Genomic DNA, 26415 nt, shown 5'->3' on the forward strand with positions numbered 1-26415 from the left:
CCTGCCGTAAGGGATCGCTTTTCGTACGGCATCGCGTTGTCGGGCGGGTGCGTGGTCGTCGCGCACAAGGGCCCCCGTGGCGTCGCCACGTGACCCGTGGACACGCGGATGCCGGACGGGCCGGGCCTCGATCGGCCGGTCTCACGAAGAGCAGGTCTCCTCAGCCCCCATCCCACCCCGGGATGGGGGCTCTCTTCTGCCCGGCGAAGCTCCTGTGCGGGCCGGGCGCACCTTCGCGAAACGCACCCGCACGCGGGGCAGACCTCTTGAGACGCCGGCCGCATGCCCGGGGCGACCTCCTGTAGACGTCGGCCGCATGCCGGAAGGGGTCCGTTTCGTGGTGCGGGGGACGGGTGTCGGTCGCGTGCCGAGAGGGTGGACGGCGTGCGAACATCCGCCTCAGGGTGGGGTTTCTCTCATGATTCAGGAATAAACGGCTGTTTCAGTCCTGTTAGGCTGATGACTCATCAAGTCATCCCATGATTCAACGACTGGAGGAATCGGTCCGGCATGAGCGTGCTCACCCAAGAGTCCAGAGGCGGCAGAACCGGCTCGTTGGCCTGGCTCCTCGTGCTGGGAATCGTCCTCGCGGCGCTCAACCTCCGCACCGCCGTCACCAGCGTCGGCCCCCTGCTCGACCAGCTCGCCGCAGGTCTGGGCATGTCGAGTGTCGGCACGGGGCTCCTCACCACCCTACCCGTGCTCGCCTTCGCGACGGTCGGCGCGATCACTCCGTCGCTCTCCCGCAAGATCGGCGAGCACCGCCTCCTGCTGCTGGCGCTGATCACGCTCGGCATCGGCCTGGTGGTCAGGGCGTCGGTCGCCTCCGCGCCGGTGTTCCTGGTGAGCAGCGCGGTCGCGCTGTCCGGCGGCGCGGTCGGCAACGTGCTCATCCCGACCCTGATCAAGCGTCACTTCCCCGCCCGCGCGGGGGTCATGACCACCGTCTACACCACCGCGCTCGCGGTGGGCACCATGCTCGCCGCCTCCGCCACCGTCCCGATCGAGCGCGCCACCGACGGCAACTGGCATGTCGCGCTCGGCGTGTGGGCGGCTCTAGCGGTTGTCGCCGCCATTCCGTGGCTTGCGCTGTTGCGCAGTGAGCCGGAGCGGGACAACAGCAGGTCGGAGGCGACTCCCGGCCGCCTCGTGCGCAGCAAGCTGGCGTGGGCGGTGGCCGTGTACTTCGGCACCCAGTCGATGATCGCCTACATCATGTTCGGCTGGCTCGCCAAGATCCTCACCGACGGCGGCTACACCACGAGCCAGGCCGGGATGATCCTGGGCGTCTTCACCGCGCTCAGCATCCCCGTCTCGCTGGTGCTGCCCTCGCTGGCCACGCGGTTCCGCGACCAGCGGCCCGTCGTCGCGGGTCTCGTGGGCTTCTACGTGGTCGGCTTCCTCGGCCTGTGGTTCGCGCCCTCGTCGACCGCCTGGGTGTGGGTGCTGTTCGTCGGCATCGGCATGGGCTCGTTCCCGCTGGCGCTGACCATGCTCGCGCTGCGCACCCGCACCGCCGCCGCGACCGCGGCGCTGTCGGCCTTCGGGCAGAGTGTCGGGTACCTGATCGCAGGCGCGGGCCCGCTCCTGGTGGGCGTGTTGTACGAGGCCACCGGCGGGTGGCAGGTGCCGTACCTGATGATGCTCGTGGTCGTCGGCGTCCAGCTGCTCACCGGCTGGTACGCCGGAGGCAACCGCTTCCTCGAGGACGAGGGCGCCGGCCGCCCCGCGCGGGTCGAGCAGGACAGGGCTGACAAGATAGCGGCGTGAGATCCACTGTTGTCACTTTCCCAGAAGGCCAGGTCAGCGGGTATTCGGAGATCGTCGGGTCCGTGCCGACGGGGGTACGGCACGGCCTCGTCACCGCTCTGACGCCCTTCCACCCGCTCGACCACACCTGGCCCGACCAGCCCGCCGATCTGGGCACGATCGGCGGGCTTCCTGTCGTCGACTGCGTGACGGGCGCCATGTCGGCCGACGGCGAGGTCCTCCTCGGCGAGGACATCCCCGTACGGCGGGGCGCCGAGGGCTGGGAGTGGCTGGTCGTGCACGTGACGGACACACCGATCGAGGTCGGGACCCAGGTCGAGCTCGCGGTCGACGCCGCGTACCGTCAGTCGCTGTCGGCCGGGCACACCGCCTGCCATCTGGCCGCGCTCGCACTCAACGCCGCGCTGGCGGGGCACTGGCGCAAGGAGTCCAGGCTCGACGCCCTCGGGCACCCCGACTTCGACCAGAGCGCGATCACCTCCTCCCGGATCACGCCGAACGGCAGCCTGGACGAGTACCGGCTCGGCAAGTCGCTGCGCAAGAAGGGCTTCTCCGCCGAGGGGCTCGACCTCGACGAGGTCGCCGGCCGGGCCAACGACACCCTCAAGACGTGGGTCGGCGCCGACGCGCCGGTCTGGATCGACGTGCCGGGTCCTGGGCTCACTGCCCGGCGCACCTGGCACTGCGCGCTGCCCGAGGGTGAGGTCTCCATCCCGTGCGGTGGCACGCACGTGGAGCGCACCTCACGGCTGGGTTCGGTGACCGTGGCGCTCTCGCTGTCGGAGGACGGGAGCGCGCTCACGATGCGCACGACCGTCGCCCCTGGGGGCTGACGTCAGGGCGGGGGCCGGAGTCCCGCTGGAGTGGCGTGATGGACGGGCGCCCGCCGGTGACCGCGGTGGGCTCTCGGGTGCCTGCCGTACCAAATAGCGGTATACCATTAAATTCCATGACGACCGAGCTGCTGCTGCGCAACGCCAACCTCTGGGGCAAGGGCCCCGCCGACGTGCTGATCAGGGACGGGCGCATCGCCGGGACAGGGGCAGGGCTCCCGGGCGCGGCACACGTCGAGGACCTGGGCGGCAAGCTCGTCATCCCCGGCCTCATCGACGGCCACGCCCACATCGACAAGACGCTGTGGGGCGGCCCCTGGGCGCCCCACAGCTCCGCGCCAGGCCTCATGGGCAAGATCCGCGGCGGTCAGGAGCGCCGCCCCGAGCTCGGCATCCCCAGCGCCGACTACATCTCCGCCCTCCTGGAGAACATGATCACGCTCGGCACCACGCACGTCCGCACGCACGTGGACGTCGACACCGTCATGGGCCTCGACGCCGTTGACGCCGTCCGGGAGGCGTTCGAGCGCCACGAAGGCCGCATCACCGGGCAGCTCGTCGCCTTCCCCCAGGCCGGCCTGCTCATCGCGCCGGGCACCGACCGGCTCCTGGAGGAGGCGCTCATGCAGGGCGTCGACCTGATCGGCGGCCTCGACCCCGCCGGGCTCGAGGACGACGCGATCAAGCACCTGGACCTCGTGTTCGGGCTCGCCGACAAGTACGGCGTCGGCGTCGACATCCACCTGCACGACCGTGGCTCCCTCGGCGAATGGCAGTACCGCCTCATCATCGAGCGCACGAAGGCGCTCGGGCTCAATGGCAAGGTGACCGTCAGCCACGGGTTCGCGCTCAGCGACGCGGCGCCCGCCGTACGGGCCGAACTGCTCGACGGGCTCGCCGCGGCGGGGATCTCCATCGCCTCCATCGCGCCGCCTGGGCGCGCGATGCCGCTGAAGGAGCTGGCGGCGGCGGGCGTGGCGATGACGCTGGGCAACGACGGCGTGCGCGACCTGTGGAGCCCGTTCGGCACGGGCTGCATGCTCGACCGCGCGCTGCTGCAGGCCCAGCAGACCGGGCCGCTCGACGAGGACATCGAGCTGGCCCTCGACGCGGCGACGTACGGCGGCGCGCGCGTCACCGGGCTCGCCGGCTACGGCCTCGGCGTGGGCGACCTCGCCGACCTGGTGGTGGTCGACGCCCGCAACGCCGCCGAGGCGGTCTGCGTCCGGCCTGTCAGGTCGCTGGTGCTGAAGGCCGGCCGCGTCGTCGCCCGCGACGGCTCCCTCGTCTGACGGCGACGACCGCCGTACCCGCGAGTGGCCGCCTGGATCGTGCACCTGGCCGACCCTGCCGTCACCTGGATCGGCCAGGTCCTCACCGTCGACGGGGGCCTGGAACTCACCTGAGGTTCGCGCCGTGACGGGCCACGGCACCAAGCCCGGCCGCGCCGGGTGTCAGCTTATGTTGACAAGCACCCGCTTGTCAGCTCATGCTGACACCTATGAACGTCACCGAACTGGCCGAGGCGGCCGGAGACACGGACCCCGGCGCGGGGCTCGCCGCGGTGGCGGCGCTTCGCGGCCTGCTGGAGGAGCTGGAGGCCGTCCACGTCACCAACGCGCGGGCACAGGGCTGGTCGTGGGAGCAGATCGCCGACGCGCTGGGCGTCAGGCGGCAGTCCGCGCACCGCAAGCACGCCCGCAGGATCGGGAGGTAACCGTGTTCGCCAGATTCACCGACCCCGCCCGCCGCGCCGTCATGCGCGCGGGACTGCTGTCCATGGACGCGGGCCGTACCACGCTCGCCCCCGACATCCTGCTGCTCGGCCTCGCAGAGGAGCATCCACTGCCCCACCTGCCCGACCCCGAGGCGCTCCGCCCCCACCTCGACACCGGCCGCACCCGCGAGCTGCTCGCCGCGATCGGCATCGACGTCGACGAGGTACGGCGGCGCACCCGCCACGGCGTCGACGACCCAGCGCTCTGGCGCCTGGGCCGCTCCCGCGTCAACCCGCTGCGCGTCACGCTGTCGGGCCCGCTCGGCGTGCTCCCGCTGGAGACGCACGCGCGCAAGGCCGTCGAGGTGGCGATGTGGAAGCCCGGTCCTGTGACGGGGGAGCGGCTGCTGTGGGGGCTGCTGGCCGACGGGGCCAACGGCATGGCCCGCCTCCTGCACCGCTCCGGCGCCGACCTGCGCGCCCTGGTGCGGGTCGCGGGCATCCCCGTCCACCGGTCCCGCCGTACGGCTTAGCTCCTCCCTGGTCCCGGTCCCCGCGGACACGGGCGGGGACCGGGCAGGGCGGCGCTCAGGAGGGCGGGGTGAGGTGGCCGATCTTGTCGGGGTTGGCCATGAGGTAGATCGTGTCGACCTTCCCGTCCGAGATCACCAGTGACATCACCGTGACCACCCGGCCCGCGGCGACGCCCACCACGGCCGGCGCGCCGTTCATCTCGGTGACCACGGTCTCGAGGCCCGCGTACTCCTCCACCCCGATCGACGCCATGAACTTCTCGATCCCCGCCGCCGTGGTGACCGCGGTGAGGAAGCGGACCACGTTCTCCTGGCCCGCCAGGACCCTCAGCGGCGAGCGAGCCTTGCCGCCGCCGTCGCTGACCAGCGTGACCTCCTGCGACAGCAGCGCGATCAGCGCTTCGAGGTCGCCGCCTGTCGAGGCGTCGATGAACCGCTCGGTGATGTCCCGCCGCCGCGCCCTGTCGGTGTCGAACCTGGGCCGCTTGTCGTTCACGTGGTCGCGGGCGCGCTTGGCCAGCTGCCTGGTGGCCGCCTCGCTCCTGCCGACCACCTCGGCGATCTCGGAGAACGGCAGGTCGAACGCTTCGCGCAACACGAACACCGCCCGTTCGAGCGGCGACAGCGTCTCCATCACCACCAGCAGCGCCAACTCGACGGTGTCGGTCAGTTCGGCGCGCTCGGCCGCGTCCGGCGTGGTGCCGATCGGCTCGGGCAGCCAGGGCCCGACGTACGACTCGCGCCGCGACCGCGCCCACCGGAGCCGGTCGATGGCCAGGCGCGAGGTGACGCGGATCAGGTACGCCTTGGCGTCCTCGACCGTCGCGTGGTCCACCCCCGCCCATCGCAGCCACGACTCCTGGACCACGTCCTCGGCGTCGGCGACGCTGCCCAGGATCCTGTAGGCCACTCCGGTGAGGAGCCTCCGATGCTCTTCGAAAATCTCCGTCGACATGGACAGAGCGTTGCACAGTCACTGATTCGTGGTGAGCGGCGGATTCGGCTACACTAACCAACGTCGCAAGGGGCTATAGCGCAGTTGGTAGCGCACCTCCATGGCATGGAGGGGGTCAGGAGTTCGAGTCTCCTTAGCTCCACCCAAGACGTGTTACTCGAACACCCTCTTCGAGGGCGGAAGCGAGTGGCGCGGAAGTTTGAGAGACGGCGGTGTCCTTTGGGGGCATCGCCGTTTTTGCGTTGGACGTGCAGGAGCGGGGCGAAGGGTTCCGTGGGATCGTCGGCGCTGACATCGGGCGTTAGGTCGGTGTCGTCGGCGTCGATGTAGAGGCGTGTGAAGAACGCCTGGTTGAGCAGGCGGCGGGCGGTCTCGTCGGCGGTGCCGTACAGCTCGTGAGGGTTGCTCAGGAGGTCCAGCACGGTCGTGAGGGGTGAGGTTGGGGTGTTCGCTGCGGGAGAGTCGGGCTTCGAGGCTGGCTGAGATAGTTATGGTGCTTGCGGGCGCATGCCCGCCCCGTGCAGTCATCAGGCCAGCGCCAGGCACAACAGGAACGGCATAGGGATGAGCACGGCCGCGCTGAGCCATGCCGCTAGCCGCCGTCCGCGCCAGAGCGGGAGGGCCACGTTGGTCACGACCACCGCTGTCAATGTGAACAGGCCGGTCACCACCAGGAGAATCATGATGATCGGGGCGTGGTCTAAGGTGTGGTAATCGCAGTTGGTGAGACCGGGGTTGGCAAGGTCTTTCACGCTTTTGCAGTCCATCGGCATGTACTCGGTCAGTAGCCACCACGCCAGATAGAGCGGCACGATCGCAGGTACACCGAGTCCGAGGTTCACCACAGCGGGCACCCAGAGGTCACCCCATACTCGGACCTTGCGACCGGCATGTGTATCAGTCCTGTACGCGCCCATCGTCACGCTCTCCCGCTCGTGCTCCTGCTCGCCCGCGGCTTTTCTCGCGCATTTGAGCCTCTACCGTGCCACAAACGGCGACAGGACTTGCCCCACAACACCGTCGCAAAGGTCGCGTAGGGTCTGGTCAAGCCACGCCTCTTGGCCCCGGGATCGGCGGGGCCTCCACCTTCGGGAGATCGCCGGCACTCAGGTGTGCCGCTTTTGCGGAGAATATCTTGATGAAGTAGCGTGACCTGCGTGACTGCCGGGTCGGCCTTGGGCCACGCACCAGAGAGCAGCCCGGCTGACGCTTGATCGCCGGGCGGGCCCGCGGCCCGCCGTCCTCTTCTCCATTCAGTACGGCACAGCAGGAACCACCAATGGAGAAGAATGGATTTCAACAAGCAGGTCATCGACGAGTTCCGCGCCAACAACGGCCAAGTCGGTGGCTATTTCGAGGGAGCGAGGCTGCTCCTGCTCACCACTACCGGCGCCCGCTCGGGCAAGCCACACACGACCCCGCTCGCCTACCTGCCCGACGGCGTCGAGCGCATGCTGGTCATCGCCTCCGCCGGGGGAGCGCCGAACCACCCGGCCTGGTACCACAATCTGAAGTCCAACCCGCGCGCCACCGTGGAGACCGGCGTCCTCATCTTCGATGTCGAGGCGGAGGTCCTGGAGGGCACCGAGCGTGACGCGGCGTTCGCCCGCGCGGTGGAAGGCGACCCTGGCTGGGCCGACTACCAGGCCAAGACGACGCGCACCATCCCGGTCGTCGCACTTCGCGTGACTGGTCCGCCCCGGGATAGCGCACCGTCGGGCGGTGCGTACCTCAAGCTGGTGCACGACGGCTTCCGCCGAGAACTCGCGCTGATCCGCAAGGAGCTGTCCGATTCAGGACGGCCAGGGCTGGGCGTGCAGCTGAGGATCAACTGCTTGACCGTCTGCCAGGGGCTGCACCATCACCACACGGGTGAGGACACCATGATGTTCCCCGGCCTGGCCGAGCAGCATCCCTCGCTCGCTCCGACCTTGGAGCGGCTGGCCAAGGAGCACGAGCGCATCACCGTACTCCTGGAAGAGCTGAAGCAGGCCCTTTCCGGTGAGGATCCGCTGAAGGTACGGGCCGAGATCGAACGGCTCGTCGATGAGCTCGAAGCGCACCTGGCGTATGAGGAGGAGCAACTGATCCCGATTCTCGACCTGGCCTGAAGTCCGAGAAGTTGGGAAACGATCTCGGACCAGCCGGGAAGCGATCTTCTTTGCCCCTCTGAATACACAGCTCAGCCATCCTCGTGAACACCCCACCCAGGTCAAAGGCCGCTTCTGAGTGATCAGAGGCGGCCTTTTCCGTGCTCGGGTGGGCCGGGATGGCCACGGCTCCGCCGCGCCGCCTTCGGCTCGCCCCTGGCGTGGGAGCGAGGCCGCCGACGGCATGGTCGGAGCCGTGTCAAAGCCGGTCGGAGCTCAGTCGGACGTCCTGGACGTGCCGCCGGCGGTCGTGGTCGGCTGCAGGCGGGAGGAGGTGAAGAGCGGAGCGCCCCAGGGAAGGTTGTCCGTCGGCCACAGCTCACGCTGCTGCTTCTTGACCATCATCTCGGCTCTGCCGCCCACGGGGCAGCGGAAGCCGTGCGGAGGCAGGGTCAGCGAGATCAGGTAGTTGTCGATCGGCACCGTGCTGCACTCGTCCTTGCCGTAGATGCGGTGACCCCAGCCCTCGTAGGTGATCAGGCGCGCCTTGGGGCCAAGCTGACGGGCCACGTTGGCGGACCAGGAGTACGGGGTGGACGGGTCGTGCAAGGAGTTGCCCAGCAGGATCGGAGCACTGCCCGTGTAGCGCAGCCGGTGCTGCGGGTTGGTGGTGGGGTGGTCGAGGCAGACGGGCAGGTCCTCGATCGGCATCGGGTTGTGGCGCATGTCCGGGGCGCGGCGGTTGGAGCTGCGCAGCAGCCAGGCGTATTCCTTGTAGTTGCGCACCCGCAGGGTGTAGTCCTGGCAGAGGACCGCGGTGGGCAGCTGGGCGACTTCCCCTGAAACGGGCTGCCGGCCGGGTAGCGGGGGCACCCACGACGGCGGCTCACCGCCGTCCAGGGCGCGAAGCATCTCGCTCAGCAGCTGCCAGGCAGGCCCTTCGGTGCCCAGCACGCCCTGCCACAGGACCTGGATCTCGGTCATCGGGCGGTCCGTGACGCCCGGGTAGTACAGCCGGCCGCTGCGCGCCTTGGCCAGGATTCTCTCCCACACGGCCCGGACGTCCTTGCCATGCAGGGCGCAGCCGGGCTCCTGGTCGCACCAGCCGACGAACTGGTCGAAGGCGTCCTCGACGGCTGAGGCCTCGCTGTCGAGGAAGGCCTTGACGCCAAGGCTGTGGTCCATGTTGCTGTCCAGGGCCATGGCCCGGATCCGGTTCGGGAACAGCTCGGCGTACATCTGGCCGATCAGCGTCCCGTACGAGATCCCGTAGTAGGTGAGCTTCTCCTCGCCCAGCGCGGCGCGCAGGGCGTCCATGTCGCGTGCGACGTTGGCCGAGTCGACGTGGTCGTACAGCGGGCCGGTACGGGCCCGGCAATCCGCACGCAGCTTCTTGGCGTAGGCGGTCCAGCGGACGAAGTCGGCCTGGCTTTTCATGACGGCGTACGGCATCTGGTTGTACACCGACGCCGAGCAGATCACCGGGTGGCTGCGGCCCACACCCCGAGGGTCGAAGCCGACGATGTCGAACCGCTTCCGCAGTTCCTCGGTGAAGAAGTCCGGAGCGCCGAAGACGGCCTCCACGCCCGACCCGCCAGGACCGCCCGGGTTGATCACCAGGGATCCGACGCGGGCCGCGGGGTCGGTGGCCTTGCGGCGGGCGATGGCCAGGTCGATGGTGAGTCCGTTCGGACGGGACCAGTCAATCGGCACCGCCAGCTTGCCACACTCGGCGGACGGCTCTTCCTGGCACGGAGTCCAGGCGATGCGGCCCTTCGCGGGGGCCGGGGTTGCAGAGGTCGCCGGAGTCGCGGATGCTGTCGGAGTCGGCGATGCCGTCGGAGTTGACGATGCCGTCGGGGTTCCCGAAGCGGTCGGAGTCGCCGTGGCTCCGTCTCCAGGGACCGCCGCGACCGCCGACGATATCGGTAACAGCGTTGCCATTGCCACGAAAGCGGCGGCAAGCAGAGAAGACCTTCTTCGCACAGTGCTCCAATCGTCGATCGGCCGACCGGCCCGCTCATGCGGCCCCCGGTCGGCCCTGATCACCTCGGTCGACAGCCGCGACGGCGCAGAAGCCGGCGGCGGCGAACGCGGCCCCCGTCTTGACCGCGACAAATCGACGGCAGCACGTTACAGCAGCAGCATCCAGAAGATCCTGACAATGGCGGTTAAGATCGCAGTTGCCAGTCCATGTACGGATTCACGACGTCAGCTGACCTGCGAATCCCCCGAGGACCCCCGTCGGCGATCGGTCCCCCTGGCATGAACGCACCCGAGACCCAGACGGATCTGGCCGAAGGTAGCGCAGCCCGCCCGGACCGCCGCCCCCTTGCCGACGGTGTCGAGCCTGATGACGGCCACGCCGTGCACGGCGCGACAGGTCGCGGGCCGGCTCCCACGTGCCGTCCGTGGTGTTCGTGATGGCGCTGTGGGCGACGAACGGCACCCCCTCCACGGTCGAGGTCATGGACGCCGCCGCGAGCGGGCCATCAGCGAGACGCCCGGCAGCCACGAGACGGGCAGGTACCGCTCGGCCGTCACGACGGCGGTCAGCGCCAGGTTCACGGGGCCGGGCAGTTCCTCCAGGTCGCAGCCGGTCGCGTTGCGCCTGCGGAAGGCCGCGACGGGCCGCAGCAGGACGTTCCAGCTCCACAGCCGCTCGATCTCCAGCCCTGCGCCCCGGATCACCTCGGCGAGGTTCTCGCGGGTGTAGCGGCGGTGGTGGCCAAGGGCGACGTCGTGCGCCGACCACAGGCGCATGTCGCACGGCACGGCGACGAACGCGGTGCCGCCGGGCTTCAGCACCCTCGCGATCTCGGCAGCCGCGGCCCGGTCGTCGTCGATGTGCTCCAGCACGTCCAGCGCCGTCACCAGGTCGAACTCGGCGTCGCCCATGGGGAGCGCGCGAAGGTCGGCCTTGACGGCGTCGAGCCCGCGTTCCCTGGCGTAGGCGACGGCGGTGTCGGACTGGTCGGCTGCGAGTGCGTGCCAGCCGTACCGCTGGAAGACCCTGGTGTTGCCGCCGCCCGCGGCGCCGACGTCGAGCGCGCGGCCAGGACGCCCGATCCTGCGCAGCTCGCGCGCGAGGATGGCCCGCCGCTCCCTGTACCACCAGTGACGGTCCTCCAACTCGACCGCGCGCCTGATCTCGGCGGCTTCCATTGCTCTCCTCAGGTGCGGCGACACACGCGATTCCAGGCAGCATCCTGGCGGCTGGGCGGCGCGCGATCCAAAGTGAGTGGCAAGTAGTCACGAATCTTGACTATAGTTTGGAGCTCAAGGACTTATCGGGAGGAGAGCGAGATGTTCGTCGAACTGACCCGTTTCACCGCGACACGCGCCGCCGAGCTGCTGGCCGCGCGGCCGCAGATGGTCGCCGACTTCGCGGCCGACCGCGCCGGCTTCCTCGGCGCCAGGCTGGTACGACTGGCCGACGACCAGTGGCTGGACATCGTCGACTGGCGCTCGGCCGACGACTTCGCCGCCTCGCGCGCCAAGGGCCCCAACCTGCCGGGCATCGCCGCCTTCTTCGCCGCGATCGACGCGCTGGTCAGCGACGAGCAGGGCGAGGCTCAGACCCTGGACAGCGTCCGCAGGCCCTGAAGCAGCAGCGCCCGCTCCGCCTCCGCCAGCATCCCGTACGGCACCGCCGCCCGCAGGTTGGTGTCCCGCTCGACCGCCTCCCACAAGGGTCCCTCGTACAGCGAGGCGACCTCCTGGGCGGTGAGCCCGGCCGCCTGCCAAGCGGCGGCGTGCGCGTCGGCCCGGTGGTAGCGGAACGCGGCGACCCTGTTGAACAGCACCACCCCGGGCGAGACCCCCTCAGGCTCGTACGGCGGAGCCATCAGCTCCAGCGCCCCGCCCGGCACCCGCGAGGCCCCGTCCAGCAGCCTGCCGAGCAGCGCGGCCAGCTCGGACGCGAGCGCTTCGTGCCCGGCCCACAGCTTGGCCGTCGCCCGCCCGTGCAGGTCGTAGAGCCCCTCGATGAAGGCCAGCGTGGCCGGCGTGGCGTGCAGCCCGCCGTGCTCGTCCTCGCGCAGGGCTCCTTGAAGGAGCTGCGCCGCCACCTCGTCGGCCCGCTCCTCGGCCGTGCCGTACCGGTAGACGATCGCCAGGCCCGCACGGGTGAGGGGCCGCAGCGGCAGCACGTAGCGCTGGTCGATCAGGAAGCCGACGCGCAGTCCCGACCGCCGCACGTACTCCACTCCGGTCTGCCGGTCGGCGGCGTGGACGTCGATGTGCACGGCGTCGATCAGGGGCGCGATCGCCGCCGCATAGTCCGCAAGCTCCTGCATGGTGGGTCATTATGGTGATCTGTTCGGATGGACGGAAATCACTACGATGGTCGGCCATGATGACAGCCGCGGTAAGCGCCTTACTTCTGATCGCCGCTCCTGACCCCGTCGTCGCGCTCAAGCAGCAGTTCGTCCCCGGCCACGGGGTGACGTTCACCGAGCGCGCCAAGACGATGATCGACGGCGATCCTTTCAGCAGCAGCAAGCGCAGGGGCGTCGTGCAGTTCGACCGCTCCGGAGTCGTCTCCTACGACGTCAAAGCCAGGTCGGGACTGGCCAAGGGAGCCGTCCGCACGATCGCCGTGGGTGAGGCCACCTACCAGCGGGGCGGGGTGATCGGCAAGAAGTGGGTCAGGTCGCCCAGCAAGCCGGGCGCGCGGACCCCCTTCTTCAGCCCGATCCTCGTCCTCGACCCCTCCGCCATGAAGGCCATGCTCGCGACCAAGGGCATGATCACCGGGAGCGCCCTCTACGAGGCCTCGCCCTCCTTCCGCGCCACGGTGCAGAGCGCGAAGGAGGCCCCCTCCTCCATCTTCTGGAAGCTGTCCACCGACCCCGAAGGACGGCCCGCCAAGCTGGTGACCTGGTGGACCGAGCCGCCGGGCGCGCTCGGCAGCGTCTCCAAGAAGAGCACGCTCCGCTTCACCTCCTGGGGCGTCCCCGTGAACATCACGGCTCCGCCTTCCTCCTGACGGAGTACGCGGACCGTCAACTCCTGGAGGATGCCGCACCGGCGGCCGACGGGCGATCGTGGGGGCACATCCGACGAAGGAGACCCAAATGACCACGCGCCCTTTCAGGTTCGGCGCCGTCGCGGGCTACGCGCCCAGTGGTGGAGCATGGACGGGGCTCGCCCGCCGCGCGGAGCAGCTCGGCTACGACACCCTGCTGATCCCTGACACGTTGGGCACGTTCGCGCCGTTCCCCGCGCTGGCCGCCGCTGCCGCCGTCACGACCGGCCTGCGCCTCGGCACCTACGTACTCAGCGCGCCCAACCGCACGCCCGGCCAGGTGGCGTGGGAGGCGCGCGCCCTTCAGAGCCTGTCGGACGGCCGCTTCGAGCTGGGCCTCGGCGCTGGCCGCCCCGGCGCCGAGGCCGACACCGACAAACTCGGCGTCCCGTACGGCACGCCCGCCGAGCGCGTCGCCCGCCTCACGGAGACCATCGACGCGGCGGGCGAGATGCCGATCCTCATCGCCGCCGCGGGACCCCGCCTGCTCCGCCTGGCCGCGCGCAGGGCCGACACCATCGCCCTCGCCGTGCCCGCGCAGTCCACCGAGGAGCAGCTCGCCGCCAAGCTCGACGAACTGTACGAGCTGGCGGGCGACCGCTTCCCGAAGCTGGAGCTCAACCTCAACCTGGCGGCCATCGGCGAGGACCTGCCGCCGTGGCTCAGGCAACAGGTCGGCGGCGAGCCGCACGGCGTGGGATTCCTGAAGGGGTCGGTCGAGGAGATGGCAGAGACGCTGCAGAAGCGAAGGGAGCGCCTCGGCATCTCCTACATCTCCATCAACGCCTACTACCTGGAGGCGTTCGCGCCGGTGGTGGAGCGGCTCTCCGGTACCTGACACAAGATGGCAGGTATGAGGGGGACGATGGATCCATGACCGCACAAGGAACCTTTGACATCTTCGGCTGGACCCCCCAGGAGCCCTACGACGTCGCCGACGGGGTGTCACTCGCCTTCGTCACCCTCGGCAAGACCTTCGAGGGCGACCTGAAGGGATCGAGCACCGTCACCATGATCATCTCGTCGTCGGAGCGTGAGGAGTCCAAGTCGTACGTGGCGATGGAACGGGTCTCGGGCGCGATCGGCGATCGCTCCGGCACGTTCGTGCTGCAGCACAACGCGGTCAGCGACGAGGGCGAGGACTCGCTTGCCTGCACGGTCGTGCCGGGCTCCGGCACCGACGGGCTGAAGGGGCTGCGAGGCGAGCTGCAAATCCTCATCGCGCCCGACGGCGGCCACTCCTACGTCTTCGACTACCGGCTGCCCTGACGCGCTCACCGCGCCAGGGCCACGACGGCGGCGATGAGCTCGGGGCCGTCGAGCAGCGACCTGTCGTTGTGTCCCGCCCCCTCGACCTCGACCAGCGTGACCGGTCCTCCGGCGGAGGCGGCCACCGTACGGCTCAGCGCGGGCGGGACGATCGTGTCGCGGGAGCCGTACACGACCGTGGTGGGCACCCGCACCGAGGCGAGCGGGCCCGCGACGGGGAGGCGGTCGCGCAGCAGCAGGCCGACGGGCAGGAACGGGTAGTTGTGGCGGCCCGCCGCGGCCAGATCGGTGAAAGGGGAGCGCAGCAGCAGGCCCATGGGCGGCTGCCGGACCGCCAGCGCGGTGGCGACGGCGGCGCCCAGGCTCTCGCCGAAGTAGATGACCGGCCCCTTCACCAGGGCGCGCGCGGCGAGGGCGTCGCGCAGCAGGCCGTCCTCCGAGGGGGAACCCGGATTGCCGCCGTAGCCGCGGTAGTCCATGAGCAGCACGTCGAACCCCTCGCGGGCCAGGGCGGCGGCCAGCGGCGCGCGATGCAGGCGGTTGCCCGCGTTGCCGCCCGTCACCAGGACGGTCACCCCTCGGCGCCCGCCCGTGACGTGCCAGGCCGTCAGTGTGAGGCCGTCCGAGGTGGTGAACGTGACGTCGTGGGCGCCCGGCAGGACCGAGCCCGCCGACGGCACGAGGCTGGAGTCGGGCAGGTAGATCAGGCGGCGCTGGAACACCCACAACAGGGCCAGCGCCACCGCGCCGACCGCCAGGACGGCGAGCACGGCCTTGATCACGTCAGGCCCTCGCCCGGTGCGCGCACGCTCACACTGTCCGATCCTGGTCGCCGCGCGTCCGTCAGTAAAGGGCGGGCGCGCGGACCTGCAGGGGCAGTCAGCAGAGGGCCGGCGCGCGGGCCTACGGGTGCGGTCATCGAAGGGCCGGCACGCGGGCGTACTGGCGCGGTCATCGAAGATCCAGAGCGCGGGCGTACAGGCGCAGGAAGACGCGCTGGACCAGGGGGACGAGCGGGCCGCCGAGCCGGGTGAGCAGGCTTCCTGGACGGCTGAACACGGTGATCGTGACCTTGGCCCTGCCGTCCGGCAGGCGCTCCACGAGGAAGCTCTCCTCGCCGCTCTCGGGGTGACCGGGCAGCGTGCCGTAGGCCCAGCCGACCCTGTCGGCCTCCTCGACCACCCAGACCACCCGGCAGGGGGCGTCCAGTACGGCCAGCCGTACGGTGATCTCCACACCCGGCGCCGCCCTCGGCGCCGAGACGCGCGGGCGCAGGCCGACGCGGCGCTGCGCCTGCCAGGTCATCAGCGCCTGCGCCGCCTCCTCGAAGGAGGCCCTGAGCACCCGGGAGTGACGCAGGTGGTGGTAACCGCCGGGCAGCTCGCCGGTCAGCGTCGCGCCGACGTCGGGATAGGTGTAGTCCATCGAAGCCTCACAGGGGATCGAGCCGCCGCAGCGCGGCGACGGCGCAGAGGGCGAAACCGAAGGCGTTGCCGACGCCGTGCGTGGCGATCATCGTCTCCAGCGATGGGTGCGGCAGCCCCGTCGCCTGGCCGACCGCCCACGCCATGGCCAGCGCCATGGTGACGGCGAGCACGGCTCCCGACAGCAGGAAGACGCCGCGGAAGCGCCGCCAGGCCAGCCAGCCGACCCACCACATGCCCGCCGTCAGCACCGAAGAACCGGCCAGTTCGGCCCAGTCGCCCACGAAGTAGCCGCCCAGGACGAGCAGCGTGCCCGCGGGAACGGTCAACGCCGCGACCGGCGACCGCGACTCCCGGCCGACCAGCCCGGCCACCAGCGCGGCGGCGAACCCCGCGAAGTGGAAGTGCGCGACTGTGAGGGCGAGCATCCGCGGGGTGTAGCCGAGCAGGTCGTAGCCGCCGCGCTCGGCGAGCAGCGCGACGGCGGCGACGGACGGGGTGGCCAGCGCGGTGGCGGCCGCGAGCCTGGCGGGGTCGAGGGCGCGCAGGCGGGGGAGCGCGTGAAAGGCCAGGTAGAGTGCGGCGACGCCGTACACGGCGGCGAGCGTCACGGCGACGGGGCCGCGTGGCAGCCAGAGCGACAGCGCGCCCGCCGCCGCGCCGATGAGGAACGGCCAGGGCCGCACGTCGAGCAGGCGCAGGCCGAGCGGGATGACGACCAGCATGCCGAGGGTCACGATGACGCCGACCAGGGGGGTCACGCGCGCCTCCTCCGTCGTTTGAACGTGTTCAAACACGACGATAGCCCAGCCCGGAGACGGGCGACCGGGCAGGTGGCCGCGAGGCAGGCCCGGCCTTCAGCGGTGGAGTCTCAGCGGGCGGCGCCGAAGGCGCGCCGGTAGGCCGAGGGGGAGGTGCGCATCGCGCGGCTGAAGTGGTGGCGGAAGGTGACGGGGCTCTCGAAGCCGACCGCCGCCCCGATCTCCTCCACCGGGGCGCCCGTCGACTCCAGCATCGGCAGGCTGGCCGCGACCCGCTGCGAGATCACCCAGCGCAGCGGCGAGGTGCCAGTCTGCGCCTTGAAGTGCCTGATGAACGTGCGCTCCGACAGGTGCGCCACCCTGGCCAGATCGGCCACGGTGATCGGGTCGGCCAGGTGCGCCATGGCCCACTCCATCGCCCTGGCCACCGCGTCGTCGTCCTCCACCGCCGTCACGGCCGCCTGGATGAATTGCGCCTGCCCGCCGTCCCGGTGCGGCGGGATGACCAGGCGGCGGGCGACCGCGTTGGCCACGTTCGCGCCATGGTCGTTGCGGACCAGGTGGATCAGCAGGTCGAGACCCGCCGCGCTGCCCGCGCTCGTCAGGATCCGGCCGCCGTCGACGTAGAGCACGTCAGGGGTGACGCGCACCGAGGGGAAGCGGAGCTGGAGCAGGTCGGCGTACTTCCAGTGGGTGGTCGCCTCCCTGCCGTCAAGCAGGCCCGCGGCGGCGAGTGCGAAGGCGCCCGAACAGATCGACACGATCCTGGCCCCTCGCGCGTGGGCGTCCCTCAGCGCTTCGACCAGCACGGCGGAGACCGGGCCCCGCACGTCCGCCACCCCCGGCACGATCACGGTGTCCGCCGCCGCCAGCACGTCGAGGCCGTGGCCGGCCCGCATGCTGAACCCGCCGACCACCCGCAGCGGGTCGCCGCTCTCCGCGCAGACCTTGAGGTCGTACCACGGCACCCGCAGCTCGGGCCTGGGCAGACCGAAGATCTCCACGACGCAGCCGAGCTCGAAGGGCGCCATGCCGTCGAAGGCCAGCGCGGCCACCGTGTGCAGCCGGGTGGGCAGCGGAACCAGCATGTCAGGATCGTATGCGTCCGGCGCCGGCCGCTTCGGTGCGGGGCGGCGTGCCGACCTGCGGGCGTGGCTGGCACGCTGAATGTCATGGACGACATGCTCAAGCACCTGACCTCAGCCTCGCGGTCAACGGTCGCGCTCGTGCGTGATCTGAGCGAGGAGGAGCTCGCCCTGCCCACGCCGTGCGCCGACTTCGACGTGCGCCGCCTTCTCGCGCACCTGGAATGGGTGGCGGAGATGTTCGAGTCGATGGCCGCCAAGGGGCCGAGGCCTGAGCAGGGCGAGTACACCGGCGACTTTCCCGAGCGGATGGGACGGGCGCTCGCCGCATGGTCAGAGCCGGAGGCGTGGGAGGGCGAGAGCTCGGTCGGCATGCCCATGGCCACGACCGCCCACCTGCTGCTCGTCGACCTGATCGTGCACGGCTGGGACCTGGCCGCCGCGACCGGCCGCCCCTACCAGCAGGACGAGCAGGCGGTGGAGAAGGCGCTGGCCTTCACCGAGCAGATGGCGCCGATGGGCAGGGCGAAAGGCGCGTTCGGCCGGCAGGTCGAGGTGCCCGGCGACGCGGCCGCCCTCGACCGGCTGCTCGGCGTCACGGGGAGGGACCCGGCCTGGACCCCGTGATCACGTATTGAACACGGTTTGCGCTCGCTTACGTCAAGCCCCCGGCCATACTCCTGACCGCCCCGTTGAGGCGGTGGAGGTGGTTGCGATGAGACTCAGTCCCTTACTGGTGATCGCGTTGTTGCTGGTTCTCGCCGCGTGCGGCGGCGGGCCCGAAGGGTCGGTGAAGCCGGCGAGCGAGCGCGCCGCGCCGATCCAGCCGCCGGGCGTCAGGGCGACGACGGCCCCCCTGCCCAGCGCCAGCGCGGGATCCGACCAGAAGGCGCCGGCCGAGTCCAGCGCCGCGGCCGAAGCGGAGGCCGACGCGGCGACCGACACCGAGACCGACACCGAGGCGTCGCAGGTGTCGACGTTCGCTCTCGACGTCGACACCGCGTCGTACGGCTACGCCCGCCGTACCCTCGGCGAGGGCCGCTGGCCCGAACCGGCGCAGGTGCGGCCCGAGGAGTTCGTCAACGCCTTCCGCCAGGATTACGCGCAGCCGCCCGACGACGGGTTCACCGTCCACGTCGACGGCGCGAGGCTGCACGACGACAACACCGTGGTGCTCAGGGTCGGCCTGCAGACCAGGGCCGCCGACGCCGCCGCCAGGCGTCCGGCGAACCTCACGTTCGTCGTCGACGTGTCGGGCTCGATGGCCGAGCCCGGCAGGCTCGACCTGGTCAAGCAGGCGCTGCACACGCTGGTCGACCAGCTCGCCCCCGGCGACCAGGTGTCGATCGTCTCCTTCAGCGACGAGGCCAGGCTGGTCGCCTCGATGACCCCGCTGACCGCCCGCGCCGACCTGCACGCCGCCATCGACAGACTCGCCGTCGAGGGGTCGACCAACCTGGAGGACGGGCTGGTCACCGGCTACCGGGAGGCCGAGCGCTCCTACCGCTCCGCCGCGACCAACAGGGTCATCCTGCTGTCCGACGGCCTGGCCAACACCGGGAGCACCGCCTGGCAGGCCATCCTCGACAGGGTCAAGGAGTACGCGGGCAAGCGGGTCACGCTCCTGTCGGTCGGCGTGGGCAGGGACTACGGCGACGAGCTCATGGAGCAGCTCGCCGACAACGGCGACGGCGCCGCGGTCTACGTGAGCACCGTCGAGGAGGCGCGCAAGGTCTTCGTCGAGCAGCTGCCCGCCAACCTGGAACTGCGCGCCCGCGACGCCAAGGCGCAGGTCGTCTTCAACCCGTCGGTGGTCCAGAGCTACCGGCTCGTCGGCTACGAGAACCGCGCGCTGTCGAGCGAGGACTTCCGCGACGACGCCAAGGACGGCGGCGAGGTCGGTCCAGGGCACTCCGTCACCGCGCTCTATTCGGTACGGCTGCGCGCGGGCGCTTCGGGCCAGCTGGCCTCGGCGACCGTACGCTGGCAGGAACCCGACACCCGCAGGCCCGCCGAGGTCAGCACGTCTATGGCCGCCGCCGACCTGAGCGGCGCCCTGTGGAAGGACTCGCCTTCCCGGCTGCAGGTCGACGTCGTGGCCGCCGCCTTCGCGCTGTACATGCGGGACAGGGAGGCGTTCGGCATGGACCTGCCGACGCTGGGCGAACACGCGGGCCGGCTGGCGTCCACGACCGAGGACCCCGCGGTGGCCGAGCTCGCGGGCCTGATCGAGAAGGCCAGGACGGTCGCCTGACGGCATGGGCCTACGTCGTCGTCAGGGCGGCCGCTCCCCAGCGGCGGCCGCGAAGACGCCGGCGCTCCGCTCGGAGGTCAGTCCCAGCCGGGGGTCGGCGGGAGGGGCCAGGTGGGTGGGTCCGGCAGTGGGCGGTCGGAGGACGGCGGCGCGCTGGACGCGCGCCCGCTGAGCCAGCCGAGGAGGCCGTGGCCGGGCCCCGTGACGACGGGGCCGGTCGGCGACGGGATCCAGGATCGGCCGAGGTCGGCGGCTTCGACGCACGGTAGTGGCAGGCTCGGCTCGCCTGGCCAGGGACTGCGGTGCCCCGCATGCGCTGTTCCGATGAGATCGCTCTAGGGGTATCGTCCTCCATAGTTCGAAATGTCAGACCATAGTTCCATTTATCGGAAAATGGTCCGCGGGAAACGGGTGTGATGTGACCGTCGAGAACCACTGGACACTGGCCGACCTGGAGACAGTCGTTCCCGGCGGCGTTCGGACACGCGCCACCGATCGGCTGCGCCTGGCCCACGACGCGTCCCACTTCCTGCTGCACCCTCGCGCGGTCGTCACCCCGACCGACCCCGCCCAGATCGGTCAACTGCTCCGGTTGAGCGGCCGGCACGGCATGCCGCTGACCTTCCGCTCGGGCGGCACCAGTCTCAGCGGGCAAGGCGTCACCGAGCACCTGCTCGTCGACACCCGCCGAAACTTCAAGGACCTGCAGGTCCTCGACGACGGCATGCGGGTCAGGGTGCAGCCGGGGGTCACCCTGCGCCAGGTCAACCTCCGGCTCGCCCCCTACGGCCGTAAGCTCGGCCCCGACCCCGCGAGCGAGTCGGCGTGCACGATCGGCGGCGTCGTCGCCAACAACTCCAGCGGCATGACCTGCGGAACCGAGCACAACACCTACCGCACCCTGGAGTCACTGCTGCTGGTGCTACCGAGCGGCACCCTCCTCGACACCGGCGCCCCGGACGCAGACGAGCGGCTGCGCGCCACCGAGCCCGGCCTGTTCGCCGGCCTCGAGCGCCTGCGCGACCGGGTGCGCGCCGACCCTGACTCGGTGAGACGCCTCAAGGCCCAGTTCGCCATGAAGAACACCATGGGCTACGGGCTCAACGCCTTCCTCGACCACACCTCGCCGAGCGAGATCCTGACCCGTCTCGTGGTCGGCAGTGAGGGAACGCTGGCCTTCGTCGCCGAGGCGACCTTCCGCACCGTCCCCTTGCACCGCCACGCCGCCGCGGGGCTGCTGGTCTTCGAGACCCTCGGGCAGGCGATGGCGGCGATGCCCGCGCTGGTGGCCGCGGGACCCGCCGCCATCGAACTGCTGGACGCCGTGGCCCTGCGCGTCGCCCAGCTCGACCCGAAGGCCGACCCGATCCTGCGCGCTCTCACCGTGCGCGAGCATGCCGCTCTGCTCGTCGAATGGCAGGAGAGCGACCCCGGCGTCCTCGATGATCGCGTGCGCGCCGTCGGCGCGGTCCTGGCCGAGCTGCCCCTCGCGAGCCCGCCGCGGCTCAGCGGCGAGGCGACGGTACGGGCGGCGCTCTGGCACATCCGCAAGGGCCTCTACGCCGCCGTGGCCGGTGCCCGTCCGCCGGAGACCACCGCTCTCCTGGAGGACATCGCGGTCCCCGTACCCGCCCTGGTGGAGACGTGCGCGCAGCTCACCGAGCTGTTCGGGCGGCACGGCTACGAGGACAGCGTCATCTTCGGCCACGCCAAGGACGGCAACCTGCACTTCATGCTCACCGAGCGTTTCTCCAGCGGAAGGGCGCCTGAGCGGTACGAGGCGTTCACCGAGGACATGGTGGACCTCGTCCTCGCGCACGGCGGCACGCTCAAGGCGGAGCACGGCACCGGCCGCGTCATGGCGCCGTTCGTCCGCCGCCAGTTCGGCGACGAGCTCTACGAGGTCATGCGCGAGCTCAAGACGCTGTGCGACCCCACCGGCATCCTCAATCCCGGCGTGCTGATCAGCGACGACGCCGCGGTCCACCTGCGCCACCTCAAGTCCGTGCCGACAGTCGATCCCGAGGTGGACCGATGTGTCGAATGCGGTTACTGCGAGCCCGTCTGCCCCAGCAAGGACCTGACCACCACACCGAGACAGCGCATCGTGCTCCGCCGTGAGATCGCCGTTGCCGAGGCGGCCGGCGACCGCAGGCTGGCGCGTGAACTGCGACGCGCGTACTCCTACGAGGCCGTCGACACGTGCGCCGTCGACGGCATGTGCGCCACCGCCTGCCCGGTGCTCATCAACACGGGCGATCTGATGAAGCGCCTGCGTGCCGAGCGGCGCAAGCCCGTCGCCCGGGCCGGATGGCGGGTCGCGGCCGGCCGGTGGGCAGGTGTCACCCGGGGCATGGCCCTCGGACTCGACCTGGTCGGCAAGCTCCCTCCGGCGCTGCCCGAGGGCGTGACGCGCGCCGCCCGTGCCGTCTTCGGAACGGGACGCGTGCCCCAGTGGCAGCGCGACCTGCCGAGGGGAGGCCGCGCCAGGAAACCCCACGCGGTGGCGGACCCCCATGCCGTCTATGTCCCGTCCTGCCTGGGAACGCTGTTCGCGCCCGCCGACGGCGGTCAGGGCGTCGACGCGGCGCTGACGGCCCTCGCCGAGCGGGCGGGGATCCGCCTCCTCGTGCCAGGCCCCATCGCCGGCCTGTGCTGCGGCACTCCCTGGTCGTCCAAGGGGATGTCGTCGGGGTACGCCGCCATGCGCGATCGCGTGCTTCCCGCGCTGGCGGAGGCGAGCCTCGACGGCAGGCTGCCCGTGGTGAGCGACGCGGCCTCATGCACGGAAGGATTCGAGCGGCTGGTCGGCGCGGGCGGCGGCAAGGTCCACGTCGTCGACGCGGTCGCCTACGTCGCCGAGCAGATCCTGCCCCGGTTGACCGTACGGCGCAGGCTGGCCTCACTGGCGCTGCACCCCACGTGCTCGTCCACCCGGCTGGGGCTCAACGACGCGCTCCGGGCCATCGCCGAGGCCATCGCCGACGAGGTCGTGGTGCCGGACGGCTGGCAGTGCTGCGGGTTCGCCGGGGACCGAGGCTTGCTGCATCCCGAGCTGACCGCCGCCGCGACCCGCGAAGAGGCTCAGGGAGTGGCGGTCAGGGACTTCGACGCCTACGCCTCGGCCAACCGCACCTGCGAGATCGGGCTCGCCCGCGCCACCGGCCGGCCGTACCGCCACCTGCTCGAACTCCTGGAGGAGGCCACCCGCGAGACCGGCCGGTAGCGCGGCGGCGTGAAGGGATGGTGACGGCTGCCGTCGCCGGCGGATCGCCACCATCCCTCGCCTTGCCGTTCCCGCGGGAACGAACGAGACGTCTAGCGCGGAGCGGCCAGCCCCGCGCAGGCCACGATGGCGGCGACCGTCGGGTCGTCGTCGAACGCGCCCTTCGGGAGCGTCGTGTTGTCGAGGAGCGTCACGCCCGCCGGGGGCTCACCAGGGTCGGCGTCCCAGAAGTTGCCGATGAACGCCACGTGCTCCATCGGCGGCGACACGTTCAGCACCACCGGGTTGTCGGCCCGGTGGACGACGTTGCCCTGGACGGTGACCCATGCGGCCCCGTAGTCGGTGTAGAGGCCGAAATTGTAGGGCGTGATCGTGTCGCGGACGACGTTGCCGCGGATCAGCGCGCCGCCGGCGTACGAGTCGCCCTGGCTGCCGGACAGGTAGATGCCGCCGCCGTCGGCCAGCACCAGCATCGTGTCGTGCACCAGGTTGTCCAGCACCTGGGCGCCCCGCCCCTCGTACACCACGATGCCCGCGTGCGGCACGTCGTTGACCTGGTTGTGCGACACGACGGTGTCCCTGGTGCCGGACAGCAGGACGGCCGGTGAGCCGTGGTAGTCGCGGCCGACGTGATGGACGTGGTTGTTCTCTAGCCGGTGGCGGCGCGCCCCCGAGCCGATCACCACGCCGCCGCCGGACACCTCGTCGACCACGCTGTCGCGCAGCACGTTGTCCGCGCCGTCGCCGCGGAACTCCAGCGCGACCGCGCCCAACCGGGTGAACCGGCAGCCCTCCAGCGTGACCCGCGACGCGTTCTCGAAGATCACGTTGCCGGGCATGGTGGCGGCGTCGCCTGGGACGGTGACCTGTCCCTGGCCCTCGGCGAAGGTGACCGTCTGGAGCGCGCCGCCGTCGTAGTAGCCGTTGCCGTGGTAGTGCAGGAACCCTTCGGGCGCGCTGGGCCGCAGCCAGGTCGCCTCCGCGAACGTGATGCCGCGGAAGGCGACGTCGTGCACGTCGCGGGCGTGCAGCAGCGTCTCCAGAACCGGCGCGACCACGTCGTCGAGGTCCTCGCCGGGAAGCGGCAGGTAGTGCAGGACCGCGCCGCTCAGCGCGAAGGTGCCCTCGGTCAGGAACGCGGGGCTGTTCTCAGCCGAGGTCGGGGCGTCGGCGCCGTTGGACTCCCCTGCGCCGGGGCCGTCCCAGCTGATGACCGACTGGTAGAGCCGCGCGGCCCAGCCGAAGGCAGGCTGCGCCATGGTGACGGTGGTCGAGCGCTCGTCGCCGGAGATCCGCGACGCTTGGCAGCGGCCCTCGGACCAGGGGTAAGCGCCCCGGTAGACGAACTCCACCTCGCCCTGCCACGCCCCTGGCGCGGGGTCGTCGATGACGTAACCGGTCTCGGTCCTGGTCAGCCGGTGGTCGAGGGCGGTGGAGGCGCGGGCGGCGCGCCGCCCGGAGACGTAGAGCTGGCGAGTGGCCAGGCCGGGTACCTCGGCCTGGCAGACGCCGTCCTCGCCCCGGCTCCAGCCGGTGATCCGCCGGCCCCCGCTGATGACGACCTCCTCCTGTACGGCGGTGCCGTAGCCGTAGGCCTGGTAGACGACCCCGGAGTCGGCGGCCGAGAGCCGGAACGGCTCGGTGAGCCGGTAGGTGCCGGCCCTGAGGGTGACCACGGTGCCCGGCGCCGCCGCCGAGCGGGCCCGGTCCAGCGTTGCGAACGGCCGCTCGATCGTGCCGGGACCCGAGTCGTCACCCGCTGGATCAACGAAGAACATGAAAGACGCCCTCTCGTGTGTATGCTGTACACATCTGGTATACAGCATAGACAGGGAGGGGAGTCAAGATGGCGAATCCGGATCGCAGCACCGAACTGCTGTGGGGGGCGGGGTCCAGGCGCGGCCTCAGCCTGGAGCGGATCGTGCGAGCCGCGATCGAGCTGGCCGACGCCGAGGGACTGGCCGCGGTTTCCATGCGAAAAGTCGCCGAACGCCTCGGCTTCACCACCATGTCGCTGTACCGGCACGTGCCGGGCAAGGCGGAGCTGATCGACCTCATGCGCGACGAGGTCATGGGGGAGAGGCCGCAGGCGGAAACGGGGCAACGGCAGGGCTGGCGGGCGGAAGCGGAGGCGTGGGCGCGGGCCCAGCTGGCCCTCTACAAGCGGCACCCCTGGCTGATCGAGTCGTCGGGGTCGCGCAGGGTGCCGGGGCCGAACGCGGTGGCGGGCTTCGAACGGGCGCTGGAGGTGGTGGCGCGGACCGGGCTGCCGCCCGCGGAGGTGGTGGCCGTGGTCACTCTCGTCGGCGGGTTCGTCGAGAGCGCCGCCCGGCAGGTGGTGGAGACCGCGCACGTCGAGCGGCGCACCGGGGTCAGCGAGCAGGAGTGGTGGGGGGCCCGCGACTCGCTCTTCGAGCACCTGGATCGGTATCCGACGCTGAGCCGGATCTATCGGGAGGGGGGCTACGACGCGCCGCTCGACCCGTTCGAGTTCGGCCTGCAGCGGGTGCTCGACGGGATCGAGGCACTCATCCGTGATGGAAGTCGTGATGAAACGCGATGTGTGGTGTGCGGTAAGACCGTGGACGCCGCCGCCACGGGCAGGCCGCGGGACTACTGCTCCCGCGCCTGCCAGCAGCGCGCCTACCGGATGCGGAAGAGCTGACCGCTCGGGCCTGGCCGCCCCACGCGCACCTAGCCCACCGCCCGGCTATTCCCCCTGGTGATCGAGGTGGAGCAGGCCCGGCGGCAGCCCGGGCAGGGTCAGCCCTCGCAGCCGCATGCTCTCCCGCAGGTGGGACAGCCGCTCAGCGGCGTGTTCGGCGCGTTCGCCATGGGCGCGCGCCGCCTCGGCCCACGCGCCCTCGTGCGGGTCGTCCTCGTCGCCGGCATGGTCGAGGGCGGCCGCGACGGCGCGAGCCCTGGACGACCACTCGCCGACGAGCCGCCGGTGGTCACGCAGCATCTGCAACTCGGCACGGGCGTCGGCGCCTTCGTCCTCCTGGCCGTCGGGCAGCGGGGCGGTGCCGTCGATCCAGAAGACGGCTTCCTGCGGGGCGGCCTCGATGCCGGGAAGGATCTCCACGCTGTCGGAACGGCCGAGCGGGGTCAGCAGGAGCAGCGGCGGTGTGTGGAGGGCATGCGCGAGCACGAGGAGCTCGGGAAGGGTCATCGAGGCCCGATGGCCGCTCTCCAGCTTGGCGAGGTTCGCGCGTTCGAGCGGGTAGCCGAGCACGGTGCAGCGGTCGGCGAGGGCCTGCACGCTCAACCCCTGTCGCCTGCGGTGATGCCGGACGTTCTCGGCCACCTGGCGGGTGTAGGCGGCGGTCCAGCGGGTGGCGCTCGTTCCTGACACGAAGGGTCCCTTCCGGCTCAGGGTGGGCGACCGGAAGGGCTCACGCTAGACGATCTTGAGTGTCCCGCACAACTGGAGTTGACCACCCATCGTCATGACGGCGAATCCGGCATG

Annotated in this window: 26 protein-coding genes and 1 tRNA gene; 16 read left to right on the forward strand and 11 right to left on the reverse strand. The window is 71.0% G+C overall.

Annotated elements, in window-relative coordinates:
- Window positions 1–510 precede the first annotated feature (510 nt).
- From AB0B45_RS03980 to AB0B45_RS04000, 5 genes are all read left to right on the forward strand, one after another.
- Window positions 511–1770 (forward strand): MFS transporter, encoded by a 1260-nt coding sequence (locus AB0B45_RS03980; RefSeq protein ID WP_358124887.1) that lies wholly within the window; start codon window positions 511–513, stop codon window positions 1768–1770.
- Window positions 1767–2603, forward strand: coding sequence for a metal-dependent hydrolase (locus AB0B45_RS03985; RefSeq protein WP_358124890.1), 837 nt, complete (start codon window positions 1767–1769; stop codon window positions 2601–2603). Before AB0B45_RS03980 ends, AB0B45_RS03985 begins: the two co-directional genes overlap by 4 nt.
- Window positions 2604–2719: 116 nt before the next feature.
- Window positions 2720–3895, forward strand: coding sequence for an amidohydrolase (locus tag AB0B45_RS03990; RefSeq protein WP_358124893.1), 1176 nt, complete (start codon window positions 2720–2722; stop codon window positions 3893–3895).
- A gap of 209 nt (window positions 3896–4104) precedes the next feature.
- Entirely contained in the window at window positions 4105–4320 is a 216-nt protein-coding gene (locus AB0B45_RS03995; protein WP_358124896.1) for a helix-turn-helix domain-containing protein, read from the forward strand.
- Window positions 4321–4322: 2 nt separating this feature from the next.
- Entirely contained in the window at window positions 4323–4853 is a 531-nt protein-coding gene (locus AB0B45_RS04000; RefSeq protein WP_358124899.1) for a Clp protease N-terminal domain-containing protein, read from the forward strand.
- Between the two features lie 55 nt (window positions 4854–4908).
- Here AB0B45_RS04000 and sigJ read toward each other — a convergent pair whose 3' ends face one another.
- Window positions 4909–5808, reverse strand: a complete 900-nt coding sequence (gene sigJ, locus AB0B45_RS04005) for an RNA polymerase sigma factor SigJ (protein ID WP_358124902.1) — start codon at window positions 5806–5808, stop codon at window positions 4909–4911.
- Between the two features lie 69 nt (window positions 5809–5877).
- Here sigJ and AB0B45_RS04010 point away from each other — a divergent pair.
- Window positions 5878–5950 (forward strand) — tRNA-Ala (locus tag AB0B45_RS04010).
- A 385-nt stretch (window positions 5951–6335) separates the two neighbouring features.
- Here the strand turns inward: AB0B45_RS04010 and AB0B45_RS04015 are convergent.
- Window positions 6336–6650, reverse strand: coding sequence for a hypothetical protein (locus AB0B45_RS04015; RefSeq protein WP_358124905.1), 315 nt, complete (start codon window positions 6648–6650; stop codon window positions 6336–6338).
- 447 nt (window positions 6651–7097) lie between these two features.
- Between AB0B45_RS04015 and AB0B45_RS04020 the strand changes: the two genes are divergently transcribed.
- The gene (locus AB0B45_RS04020; protein ID WP_358124908.1) at window positions 7098–7919 is read left to right on the forward strand and encodes a nitroreductase/quinone reductase family protein; all 822 of its coding nucleotides are present in this window, start codon (window positions 7098–7100) and stop codon (window positions 7917–7919) included.
- Window positions 7920–8174: 255 nt separating this feature from the next.
- On the opposite strand, the gene AB0B45_RS04025 is transcribed toward AB0B45_RS04020, so the two are convergent.
- A complete protein-coding gene (locus AB0B45_RS04025; RefSeq protein ID WP_358124911.1) occupies window positions 8175–9611 on the reverse strand; it encodes an alpha/beta fold hydrolase in 1437 nt (478 codons plus the stop codon).
- A gap of 52 nt (window positions 9612–9663) precedes the next feature.
- On the opposite strand from AB0B45_RS04025, the gene AB0B45_RS04030 reads away from it, so the two are divergent.
- The gene (locus AB0B45_RS04030; RefSeq protein ID WP_358124914.1) at window positions 9664–10167 is read left to right on the forward strand and encodes a hypothetical protein; all 504 of its coding nucleotides are present in this window, start codon (window positions 9664–9666) and stop codon (window positions 10165–10167) included.
- 197 nt (window positions 10168–10364) lie between these two features.
- Here the strand turns inward: AB0B45_RS04030 and AB0B45_RS04035 are convergent, their stop codons facing one another.
- Complete coding sequence (locus AB0B45_RS04035) at window positions 10365–11063, reverse strand: class I SAM-dependent methyltransferase (RefSeq protein WP_358124918.1); 699 nt, start codon at window positions 11061–11063, stop codon at window positions 10365–10367.
- A 141-nt stretch (window positions 11064–11204) separates the two neighbouring features.
- On the opposite strand from AB0B45_RS04035, the gene AB0B45_RS04040 reads away from it, so the two are divergent.
- The gene (locus AB0B45_RS04040; RefSeq protein ID WP_358124921.1) at window positions 11205–11504 is read left to right on the forward strand and encodes a hypothetical protein; all 300 of its coding nucleotides are present in this window, start codon (window positions 11205–11207) and stop codon (window positions 11502–11504) included.
- On the opposite strand, the gene AB0B45_RS04045 is transcribed toward AB0B45_RS04040, so the two are convergent.
- A complete protein-coding gene (locus tag AB0B45_RS04045) occupies window positions 11474–12196 on the reverse strand; it encodes a hypothetical protein (protein WP_358124923.1) in 723 nt (240 codons plus the stop codon). The genes AB0B45_RS04040 and AB0B45_RS04045 overlap by 31 nt on opposite strands.
- A gap of 56 nt (window positions 12197–12252) precedes the next feature.
- Here AB0B45_RS04045 and AB0B45_RS04050 point away from each other — a divergent pair, with 56 nt between their 5' ends.
- From AB0B45_RS04050 to AB0B45_RS04060, 3 genes are all read left to right on the forward strand, one after another.
- A complete protein-coding gene (locus tag AB0B45_RS04050; RefSeq protein WP_358124925.1) occupies window positions 12253–12888 on the forward strand; it encodes a hypothetical protein in 636 nt (211 codons plus the stop codon).
- 88 nt (window positions 12889–12976) lie between these two features.
- On the forward strand, window positions 12977–13765 hold the full coding sequence (locus AB0B45_RS04055; protein WP_358124928.1) for an LLM class flavin-dependent oxidoreductase: 789 nt from the start codon (window positions 12977–12979) through the stop codon (window positions 13763–13765).
- 35 nt (window positions 13766–13800) lie between these two features.
- Window positions 13801–14196 carry a DUF3224 domain-containing protein gene (locus tag AB0B45_RS04060; protein ID WP_358124931.1) on the forward strand — a complete coding sequence of 132 codons (396 nt, stop codon included), beginning with the start codon at window positions 13801–13803 and terminating at the stop codon, window positions 14194–14196.
- Window positions 14197–14201: 5 nt separating this feature from the next.
- Here AB0B45_RS04060 and AB0B45_RS04065 read toward each other — a convergent pair whose 3' ends face one another.
- From AB0B45_RS04065 to AB0B45_RS04080, 4 genes are all read right to left on the reverse strand, one after another.
- A complete protein-coding gene (locus tag AB0B45_RS04065) occupies window positions 14202–14978 on the reverse strand; it encodes an alpha/beta fold hydrolase (RefSeq protein ID WP_358124934.1) in 777 nt (258 codons plus the stop codon).
- 169 nt (window positions 14979–15147) lie between these two features.
- Window positions 15148–15621: a DUF1990 domain-containing protein gene (locus AB0B45_RS04070; protein ID WP_358124938.1), complete on the reverse strand. Its 474-nt coding sequence runs from the start codon at window positions 15619–15621 to the stop codon at window positions 15148–15150.
- A 7-nt stretch (window positions 15622–15628) separates the two neighbouring features.
- Entirely contained in the window at window positions 15629–16381 is a 753-nt protein-coding gene (locus tag AB0B45_RS04075; RefSeq protein WP_358124941.1) for a YndJ family protein, read from the reverse strand.
- 110 nt (window positions 16382–16491) lie between these two features.
- The gene (locus AB0B45_RS04080; protein ID WP_358124944.1) at window positions 16492–17469 is read right to left on the reverse strand and encodes a helix-turn-helix domain-containing protein; all 978 of its coding nucleotides are present in this window, start codon (window positions 17467–17469) and stop codon (window positions 16492–16494) included.
- A gap of 84 nt (window positions 17470–17553) precedes the next feature.
- On the opposite strand from AB0B45_RS04080, the gene AB0B45_RS04085 reads away from it, so the two are divergent.
- From AB0B45_RS04085 to AB0B45_RS04095, 3 genes are all read left to right on the forward strand, one after another.
- On the forward strand, window positions 17554–18093 hold the full coding sequence (locus AB0B45_RS04085) for a TIGR03086 family metal-binding protein (RefSeq protein ID WP_358124947.1): 540 nt from the start codon (window positions 17554–17556) through the stop codon (window positions 18091–18093).
- 88 nt (window positions 18094–18181) lie between these two features.
- Window positions 18182–19720 carry a von Willebrand factor type A domain-containing protein gene (locus tag AB0B45_RS04090; protein ID WP_358124950.1) on the forward strand — a complete coding sequence of 513 codons (1539 nt, stop codon included), beginning with the start codon at window positions 18182–18184 and terminating at the stop codon, window positions 19718–19720.
- A 418-nt stretch (window positions 19721–20138) separates the two neighbouring features.
- Window positions 20139–22946: an FAD-binding and (Fe-S)-binding domain-containing protein gene (locus tag AB0B45_RS04095; RefSeq protein ID WP_358124952.1), complete on the forward strand. Its 2808-nt coding sequence runs from the start codon at window positions 20139–20141 to the stop codon at window positions 22944–22946.
- 92 nt (window positions 22947–23038) lie between these two features.
- Here AB0B45_RS04095 and AB0B45_RS04100 read toward each other — a convergent pair whose 3' ends face one another.
- Window positions 23039–24724 (reverse strand): right-handed parallel beta-helix repeat-containing protein, encoded by a 1686-nt coding sequence (locus tag AB0B45_RS04100; RefSeq protein ID WP_358124955.1) that lies wholly within the window; start codon window positions 24722–24724, stop codon window positions 23039–23041.
- Between the two features lie 68 nt (window positions 24725–24792).
- On the opposite strand from AB0B45_RS04100, the gene AB0B45_RS04105 reads away from it, so the two are divergent.
- Complete coding sequence (locus AB0B45_RS04105) at window positions 24793–25611, forward strand: TetR/AcrR family transcriptional regulator (RefSeq protein WP_358124958.1); 819 nt, start codon at window positions 24793–24795, stop codon at window positions 25609–25611.
- Between the two features lie 45 nt (window positions 25612–25656).
- On the opposite strand, the gene AB0B45_RS04110 is transcribed toward AB0B45_RS04105, so the two are convergent.
- Window positions 25657–26301: a hypothetical protein gene (locus AB0B45_RS04110; protein WP_358124961.1), complete on the reverse strand. Its 645-nt coding sequence runs from the start codon at window positions 26299–26301 to the stop codon at window positions 25657–25659.
- Window positions 26302–26415: the final 114 nt, after the last annotated feature.

This window comes from Nonomuraea sp. NPDC049152 (assembly GCF_040648355.1).
GTDB lineage: Bacteria > Actinomycetota > Actinomycetes > Streptosporangiales > Streptosporangiaceae > Nonomuraea.

Bases quoted from the DNA above. Each gene is read 5' to 3' on its own strand.
- AB0B45_RS04050 (WP_358124925.1), top strand. From the start codon at position 12,253: ATGATGACAGCCGCGGTAAGCGCCTTACTTCTGATCGCCGCTCCTGAC.
- AB0B45_RS03990 (WP_358124893.1), top strand. From the start codon at position 2,720: ATGACGACCGAGCTGCTGCTGCGCAACGCCAACCTCTGGGGCAAGGGC.
- AB0B45_RS04090 (WP_358124950.1), top strand. From the start codon at position 18,182: ATGAGACTCAGTCCCTTACTGGTGATCGCGTTGTTGCTGGTTCTCGCC.
- AB0B45_RS04060 (WP_358124931.1), top strand. From the start codon at position 13,801: ATGACCGCACAAGGAACCTTTGACATCTTCGGCTGGACCCCCCAGGAG.
- AB0B45_RS04020 (WP_358124908.1), top strand. From the start codon at position 7,098: ATGGATTTCAACAAGCAGGTCATCGACGAGTTCCGCGCCAACAACGGC.
- AB0B45_RS04030 (WP_358124914.1), top strand. From the start codon at position 9,664: ATGCGGCCCTTCGCGGGGGCCGGGGTTGCAGAGGTCGCCGGAGTCGCG.
- AB0B45_RS04055 (WP_358124928.1), top strand. From the start codon at position 12,977: ATGACCACGCGCCCTTTCAGGTTCGGCGCCGTCGCGGGCTACGCGCCC.
- AB0B45_RS04100 (WP_358124955.1), bottom strand. From the start codon at position 24,724: ATGTTCTTCGTTGATCCAGCGGGTGACGACTCGGGTCCCGGCACGATC.
- AB0B45_RS04085 (WP_358124947.1), top strand. From the start codon at position 17,554: ATGGACGACATGCTCAAGCACCTGACCTCAGCCTCGCGGTCAACGGTC.
- AB0B45_RS04045 (WP_358124923.1), bottom strand. From the start codon at position 12,196: ATGCAGGAGCTTGCGGACTATGCGGCGGCGATCGCGCCCCTGATCGAC.
- AB0B45_RS04080 (WP_358124944.1), bottom strand. From the start codon at position 17,469: ATGCTGGTTCCGCTGCCCACCCGGCTGCACACGGTGGCCGCGCTGGCC.
- AB0B45_RS04035 (WP_358124918.1), bottom strand. From the start codon at position 11,063: ATGGAAGCCGCCGAGATCAGGCGCGCGGTCGAGTTGGAGGACCGTCAC.
- AB0B45_RS03980 (WP_358124887.1), top strand. From the start codon at position 511: ATGAGCGTGCTCACCCAAGAGTCCAGAGGCGGCAGAACCGGCTCGTTG.
- AB0B45_RS04040 (WP_358124921.1), top strand. From the start codon at position 11,205: ATGTTCGTCGAACTGACCCGTTTCACCGCGACACGCGCCGCCGAGCTG.
- sigJ (WP_358124902.1), bottom strand. From the start codon at position 5,808: ATGTCGACGGAGATTTTCGAAGAGCATCGGAGGCTCCTCACCGGAGTG.
- AB0B45_RS03995 (WP_358124896.1), top strand. From the start codon at position 4,105: ATGAACGTCACCGAACTGGCCGAGGCGGCCGGAGACACGGACCCCGGC.
- AB0B45_RS04105 (WP_358124958.1), top strand. From the start codon at position 24,793: ATGGCGAATCCGGATCGCAGCACCGAACTGCTGTGGGGGGCGGGGTCC.
- AB0B45_RS04070 (WP_358124938.1), bottom strand. From the start codon at position 15,621: ATGGACTACACCTATCCCGACGTCGGCGCGACGCTGACCGGCGAGCTG.